The organism is Thermocatellispora tengchongensis (assembly GCF_014202315.1).
GTDB classification, from domain to species: Bacteria; Actinomycetota; Actinomycetes; order Streptosporangiales; family Streptosporangiaceae; genus Thermocatellispora; species Thermocatellispora tengchongensis.
Genome location: NZ_JACHGN010000002.1, coordinates 24,579 through 31,379 on the forward strand (window position 1 = coordinate 24,579; position 6,801 = coordinate 31,379).

Sequence of the window (6,801 nt, forward strand, 5' to 3'; positions counted from 1 at the left end):
CGCGATGGCAGGGGTGGGACGGGTCGCCGGTGCCGGCGGCCCGATGAACAACGCGTGACCACAGACTACGCACATCCAGTCGGGGCATTCGCCCGGTTCGTGGCCGTCTGGGCAGGGAGGCTGCTCGAACACCCGGTCGTCGGCACAAGTAGCACAACGCTCACTGCGGCGCTCGGGGGAACTCCACATCGCGGTCATCGCACGGGCCTTTCGTCGGGTCGTGCTCCGAACGTTGGCACGCCCCGCTGACAATTCCGCGCATCGCGCTCGGCGTGTCCCGAAAGTGGTGCCGGAATCGATGCCGCGCGGTGACTTGGCGAAGATTTGGGCAAGTCCAGAGAAGGTCACGCGGGCTCCATGGGCCGCACTGTACTCCCATCCGGGCCGCGCGGCTCGCCGCGGCGCTCGCCCGGCCCCCGTACGGCCGACGCCGGCCGGGGGAGGAACGGGGTGAACCGGCTAAACGCCCCCTCGCCGGCATGAGGGCGATTTGGCATAGGGCATGACCATCTTTCCGGTTCCGGGGCCGTCCTCCCGGGGCGGGCCGGACGCACCGTGGCGTCACGGGGCGGAGCACGCTCCGGGCATGGCACCCTTGGAAGGTGAACCCCGCCGACTCCGCGTTCGTGCGCGCCTGCCGCCGCCAGCCCGTACCGCACACGCCGGTCTGGTACATGCGCCAGGCGGGCCGGTCGCTGCCCGAATACCGCAAGGTGCGCGAGGGCGTGCCGATGCTCGACGCCTGCGCCGACCCCGACCTCATCGTGGAGATCACGATGCAGCCGGTGCGCCGCTACGGCGTGGACGCGGCCATCTTCTTCAGCGACATCGTCGTCCCGCTCAAGGCCGTCGGCGTCGATCTGGACATCAAGCCCGGGGTCGGCCCGGTCGTCGCCGAGCCGATCCGCTCCGAGGAAGGGCTCGCGGTCCTGCGTGACATCGAGCCCGGCGACGTGCCCTATGTCACCGAGGCGGTCCGGGCGCTGGCCGGCGAGCTGGGCCAGGTGCCGCTGATCGGCTTCGCGGGCGCGCCGTTCACGCTGGCGTCCTACCTGATCGAGGGCGGGCCGTCGAAGAACCACGACCACACCAAGGCCATGATGTACGGCCGGCCCGACCTCTGGCACGCCCTGATGGACCGGCTCACCGACATCACGCTCGGCTTCCTGCGCATCCAGGCCGAGGCGGGCGCGTCGGCGCTGCAACTGTTCGACTCCTGGGTGGGCGCGGTGGCCCCCGACGACTACCGCGCCTACGTGCTGCCCCACACCAGCCGGATCTTCGCCGGGCTCGCCGACCTCGATGTGCCCCGCATCCACTTCGGCGTGGGCACCGGCGAGCTGCTCGGCCTGCTCGGCGAGGCGGGGGCCGACGTCGTGGGCGTCGACTGGCGGGTGCCGCTCGACCGGGCCGCCGGGCGGGTCGGGCCGGGCCGGGCGCTCCAGGGCAACCTCGACCCGGCCGTGCTGCTGGCCCCGTGGGACGTCGTGCGCGAACGGGCCGCCGACGTGCTGGCCCGCGGGCGCGCCGCGGAGGGCCACGTGTTCAACCTCGGCCACGGCGTGCTGCCCACGACCGACCCGGCGCAGCTCGCGCGGCTGACCGACTTCGTGCACGAGCACTCCGCGCGCTGAGCCCCGGCCCGCTCACTCCGCCGGGGGAGCGGGCTCCGGGCGCGGTCCGGCGGCCACTCCGGCCGGCTGGGCCGGGGGCGGCGGCGCGGGGGCGGCGACGGCGCGCGCGGGCGTACGCGATGCTCGGCGGCGGCGTACGAGCCGGAGCGCCAGCCAGACCACCGGCGCGAGCACGGCCAGCCAGGGCAGCAGCGCGCCCAGCACCACCAGGATCACCTTCACGCTGTCCACCAGCGCGTTCCAGCCGGCCGCCAGCCCGTCCAGGAACGTGGACTCCTCCTCCACCGGCTCGGGCGCCGGCGCGACCGGCCCGATCAGCCGCAGCGTGAGCGTGGCCATCGACGTCTGCGCGGCCAGGGCCTTCTGCCTGGCCTGCAGCGACTCCAGCTCGGCCTCACGGTTGTTGATCTCCCGCTCGACGTCCAGCACCTCGCCGATCGTGTTCGCCCGCTTCAGCAGCGCGCGCAGCGACTCCAGCGCCGACTCCGCCGACTTCACCCTGCTCTCGACGTCGGCGACCTCCTCGGTGACGTCCTCGGTGTTCTGCTGCAACGCCTCCCGCGTGCCCAGCTCCTTGCCCAGGCGGCCGAGCGTCGCCGGGTACGCCGCGGGCGGGATCTTGAACACCAGGGTGGCCGACGCGTCGCCCCCGCCCGCCGAGCTGGACTGCTCCTGCGCCAGGTAGCCCTGCACGGAGGTCACGATCTGCTTGGCCTTGTCCGCGGCGGCGGTGACGTCCTTGGCGCGCACCGTCATCTCGGCGACGTAGATGATCGACCGCTCCTGGGCGATCTTCACCGGGTCGGTGGCCGGGGCGGAACGGCCGGTTTCGCCCGCCTCGTCGCGGGCCTCGGCCGTGTCCGCTTCGCCCCGCCCGCCGGCCTGCTGCGAGGCCAGGGGCTCGGCGGCGGGGGCGGCGTCGCTCGACGACTCGACGCCTCCGCCGGCGCATCCGGACAGCAGGAGGACGGACGCGGCGAGCGCCACCGCCAGGCGCGGGCCGTACGGGAATGTCTTCATGACCTCATGACGGAATCCGCGCCGGGCGCGGTTTGGTGTGGCTTGTCACGATGCCGTCACGGTACGGACACGCGGCGCCCTGGCGTTGCGCGGGACGCGCGGACCCGGGCGGGCCCCCGTGGCGGTAGCGTCGAGTGCCATGGAAGGGAATCGACGGCATGTCGTGGTCGTCGGCGGCGGAATCGCGGGCCTGGCCGCGGCGTGGTACCTCCGGCAGGCCGCCGGGGAGGCGCTGCGCGTGACCGTGCTCGAAGCCGCGCCGAGGATCGGCGGCAAGCTGCACGTGAGCGAGGTCGCGGGCCTGCCCGTGGACGCGGGGGCCGAGGCGATGCTGGCCAGGCGCCCCGAGGGCAAGGAGCTGGCCCGGCTGGCGGGCCTCGGCGGGGAACTGGTCTACCCCGGCACCACCCAGGCCGCGATCTACAGCCGGGGCGGGCTGCGGCCGATGCCGAAGGGCCAGGTCATGGGGGTCCCGTCCGACCTGGGCGCGCTCGCCAGATCCGGCATCCTGAGCCCGGCGGGGCTCGCCCGGGTCACCATGGACCAGATACTCCCCGCGACCATGGTCAGCACCGACGTGTCCGTCGCGGCGTACGTGCGGGCGCGCATGGGCGGCGAGGTCCTCGACCGCCTCGTCGAGCCGATGCTCGGCGGCGTGTACGCCGGCCGCGCCGAGACGCTGTCGTTGCAGGCCACGATGCCGCAGATCGCCACGGTCGCCCGCACCGAGCGCTCGCTGCTGGCCGGGGCCAGGGACATCGCGGCCGAGGCCCCCAAGGACGCGGGGCCGGTGTTCACCACCCTCCGCGGCGGCATGGGCACCCTGCCCGCCGCCGTCGCCGCCGCCTCCGGCGCCGAGATCCGCACCGGCGTGACCGCGCGCGAGCTGCACCGTACCGAGACCGGCTGGCGGCTGGTCACCGGTCCGGTGCCGCGACCCGAGACCGTCGAGGCCGACGCCGTGATCGTGGCGCTCCCGGCCACCCCGGCGGGGCGGCTGCTCGCCGCCGAGGTGCCCAAGGCCGCCGCCGAGCTGTCCCGCATCGCGTACGCCAGCATGGCCGTCGTCACCCTGGCCTACCCGCGCGCCGCCTTCCCCAGCGTGCCCGAGCGCAGTGGCTACCTCGTGCCGCCCGTCGAGGGCCGCCCGGTCAAGGCGGCCACGTTCAGCTCGGTCAAGTGGCCCCACCTCGCCGAGGCCGACCCCAACCTGGTGGTGCTGCGCTGCTCCATCGGCAGGCTCGGCGACGAGCACGAGCTCCAGCGCGACGACGGCGAGCTGGTCGCGCTGGCCATGGCCGAGGCGGCCGAGATGCTGGGCGTGCGCGGCCTGCCGCGCGACAGCCGCGTCACCCGCTGGGGCGGCTCACTCCCGCAGTACGACGTCGGCCACCTCGACCGCGTCGCGCGCATCCGCGCCGCGGTGGCGGGGCAGCGAGGGCTGGCCGTGTGCGGGGCCGCGTACGACGGGGTGGGCGTGCCCGCCTGTGTCTCCACCGCGCGCGCGGCGGCCGCCCGGGTGCTGGACCACCTGGACCCCGCGCGAGAATGGCAGGCGACGACATCATCGCTGACCAAGGTGACCGAGGGGCTCTGAGCACATATGACGACCGGTGACGCCGCCCGTCCGAAGGCGCGCGATCTCAACCAGGTGATCCGCTACACCATGTGGTCGGTCTTCAAACTGCGCGAGCCGTGCGGCGACGACCGCGACGCCATGGCCCGCGAGGCCGAGGAACTGCTCGCGCAGGCCGCGGAGAAGGACGTCGTGACCAGGGGCTGCTACGACGTGGCCGGGTTCCGCGCCGACGCCGACTTCATGTTCTGGTGGCACGCCCCCTCGGCGGGCGACCTGCAAGAGGTCTACTCCCGCTTCCGGCGTACGGCGCTGGGCCGGGTCAGCGAGCCGGTGTGGTCGGCGATGGCGCTGCACCGCCCGGCCGAGTTCAACAAGTCGCACATCCCGGCGTTCCTGGCCGAGGAGGAACCGCGGGCGTTCGTGTCGGTCTATCCGTTCGTGCGCTCTTTGGAGTGGTACCTCCTCGACGACTCCGAGCGGCGCGCCCTGCTCGCCGAGCACGGCCGCATGGCCCGCGACTACCCGGACGTCCGCGCCAACACCGTCGCCTGCTTCGCGCTGAACGACTACGAGTGGATGCTCGCCTTCGAGGCCGACGAGCTGCACCGCATCGTGGACCTCATGCGCCACCTGCGCGGCGCCGGCGCCCGCCGGCACACCCGGGTCGAGATCCCGTTCTACACCGGCAGCCGCAAGCCGGTGAGCGAGCTGGTGGCCGCGCTCCCGTAGCCCCTCCGCCCACTCCCGCCCCGCCAGTCCCGCCGACCCATGCCCGTTCGGGCAGGTGAGGGGGCCGGGCCGGGGCGGTTTGTCATACTCGGGGAAAACCCGGGCGTGGTGAGGCGGACGGTGAGATCGGGCGGGCACCTGGCACGGCGGGGCGGAAGGCGGCGTACGACCGGCCGCGGCGACCGGTCGTGGCTGATGGAGACGGCGGTGGGCGCCGCCGCGGCGGCCGTGCTCGGCCTGGCCGTCGGCTCCCCCCTGTACGCCGGGCGCGACGCGGAGCCGCGTCCCCTGGCCGAGGGCGCGGCGGGCGCGGTCCCGCCCCCGCCCCCACAATCGCCGCCACCCCCGGAATCGGCTCCGCCTCCACAATCGCCGCCACCCCCGGAAACGCCTCCGCCCCCGCGCGGCGAGCCGGAGCCCGGCGCGACCCCGGCCCCGGAGGAACCCCGCACGGCGGCCTCGGCCCGCTCCGAGCACACCGACCTGGAGGCCCTGGCGTACTTCGCGGAGTCCGGCGGCAAGTCCTTCGCCCGGGTGACCGACATCCGCACCGTGGGCGGCTACCTGCGCGTCTACACCGACCTGCCGGCCTCGGCGGCCGACTCGCGCCAGGCCATCGAGCTGTGCGAGCGCGGCCTGCGCTACCTCACCGAGGAACGCGGCACGGCCGACCCCGTCGTCTTCGTCCAGGCCAGGTCGGGCCAGAACGGCAATCCCGTGCTGGCGAACGTCCTCGGCGCCGGCGACGACGACTGCCGGCTCACCCGCCCCGCCCCCGCACGGTGACCCCGGCGGCTCACTTCACGCGCACGCGCGTCTTGCCGCACCGGACGCAGCGCTGGGTGATCACGCGGCCGATGACCTCGATGGTCTCCCACTTGTGGCGCAGATGCACGAGGCTCCAGGGGGACGAACTCACCGACCGCGTACCCGCGTACACGATCGGTGACACACCCGCCGCGCCCGGCTCACCGTCCGGGGGGCGGATAGGAACAAACCATTGAACAGCCGGGCCGGTGCGGCACGGGCCGCACCGGCCGGCACGCGAGCCGGGTCGCCCGCTACTCGGCCGGCTGCAGCCGCAGCGACACCGAGTTGATGCAGTAACGGTCGTCGGTCGGCGTGGGGTAGCCCTCACCGTGGAAGACGTGCCCCAGGTGCGAGTCGCAGCGCGCGCACCGCACCTCGGTGCGGACCATGCCCAGCGACCGGTCCTCAAGCAGGACGACGGCGTCGGAGTCGGTCGGCTCGTAGAACGAGGGCCACCCGCAGTGCGAGTCGAACTTCGCCTCGGAACGGAACAGCTCCGCGCCGCACGCGCGGCAGGAGTAGACACCGACCGTCTTGGTGTCCACGTATTCACCCGTGAAGGGCCGCTCAGTGCCGGCCTGCCGAAGCACGTGGTACTCCTCGGGCGTCAGCTCCGCCCGCCACTCGGCCTCGCTCCTGACCACTTTTTCCATGATGTTCAGCCTACGATCCCGGCGCCCCACTGGCGCACGCCGCTCGCCGGTTCGCCGGAATCAGCCGCCTTTCGCTGGTCAGTCGCCGGTCGCTCGCCGGTCATTCGCCGGGAGAAGCATCCTTTCGGGGGTGATTTGGCGTCTTTGTAGGTGTGGGAGGTGCATCACCTTCCTATAGATGGGTGAGACCGTCCGCCAGGCCGTCACCCGCAGGCGCTGGCCCACGCCCGTGCTGGGCGCCTGCGAGACGGCGAGGGGAGAGCCGCCGGCGGGGTGGCGCGCCAGCACCACGACCGGCAGGCCGCGGACGGTCGAAAAGGCCCGTCCCGTCGAGCGCCCGGTCCCGCCGCCGAGCAGCTCCGGGACGGGCCGCCCT

At 73.9% G+C, this 6,801-nt stretch carries 7 protein-coding genes; 5 read left to right on the forward strand and 2 right to left on the reverse strand.

Annotated elements, in window-relative coordinates; genetic code table 11:
- Positions 1-602 precede the first annotated feature (602 nt).
- Complete coding sequence (gene hemE / locus HNP84_RS03555; RefSeq protein WP_185047899.1) at positions 603-1,634, forward strand: uroporphyrinogen decarboxylase; 1,032 nt, start codon at positions 603-605, stop codon at positions 1,632-1,634.
- A 12-nt stretch (positions 1,635-1,646) separates the two neighbouring features.
- On the opposite strand, the gene HNP84_RS03560 is transcribed toward hemE, so the two are convergent.
- Positions 1,647-2,654 (reverse strand): DUF4349 domain-containing protein, encoded by a 1,008-nt coding sequence (locus HNP84_RS03560; protein ID WP_185047900.1) that lies wholly within the window; start codon positions 2,652-2,654, stop codon positions 1,647-1,649.
- Positions 2,655-2,793: 139 nt separating this feature from the next.
- Here HNP84_RS03560 and hemG point away from each other — a divergent pair, with 139 nt between their 5' ends.
- The 3 genes from hemG (at position 2,794) to HNP84_RS03575 (ending at position 5,748) form a co-directional block, all read left to right on the forward strand.
- Positions 2,794-4,251 (forward strand): protoporphyrinogen oxidase, encoded by a 1,458-nt coding sequence (gene hemG / locus HNP84_RS03565; RefSeq protein ID WP_185047901.1) that lies wholly within the window; start codon positions 2,794-2,796, stop codon positions 4,249-4,251.
- Positions 4,252-4,257: 6 nt separating this feature from the next.
- Entirely contained in the window at positions 4,258-4,962 is a 705-nt protein-coding gene (gene hemQ / locus HNP84_RS03570) for a hydrogen peroxide-dependent heme synthase (RefSeq protein WP_185047902.1), read from the forward strand.
- 120 nt (positions 4,963-5,082) lie between these two features.
- Positions 5,083-5,748, forward strand: coding sequence for a hypothetical protein (locus tag HNP84_RS03575; RefSeq protein ID WP_185047903.1), 666 nt, complete (start codon positions 5,083-5,085; stop codon positions 5,746-5,748).
- A gap of 275 nt (positions 5,749-6,023) precedes the next feature.
- Here the strand turns inward: HNP84_RS03575 and msrB are convergent, their stop codons facing one another.
- Entirely contained in the window at positions 6,024-6,425 is a 402-nt protein-coding gene (gene msrB / locus HNP84_RS03580; RefSeq protein WP_185047904.1) for a peptide-methionine (R)-S-oxide reductase MsrB, read from the reverse strand.
- A 178-nt stretch (positions 6,426-6,603) separates the two neighbouring features.
- Between msrB and HNP84_RS50955 the strand changes: the two genes are divergently transcribed.
- Positions 6,604-6,801 (forward strand): hypothetical protein (locus HNP84_RS50955; RefSeq protein ID WP_221335840.1); only part of this gene is annotated, 198 nt, incomplete at its 3' end.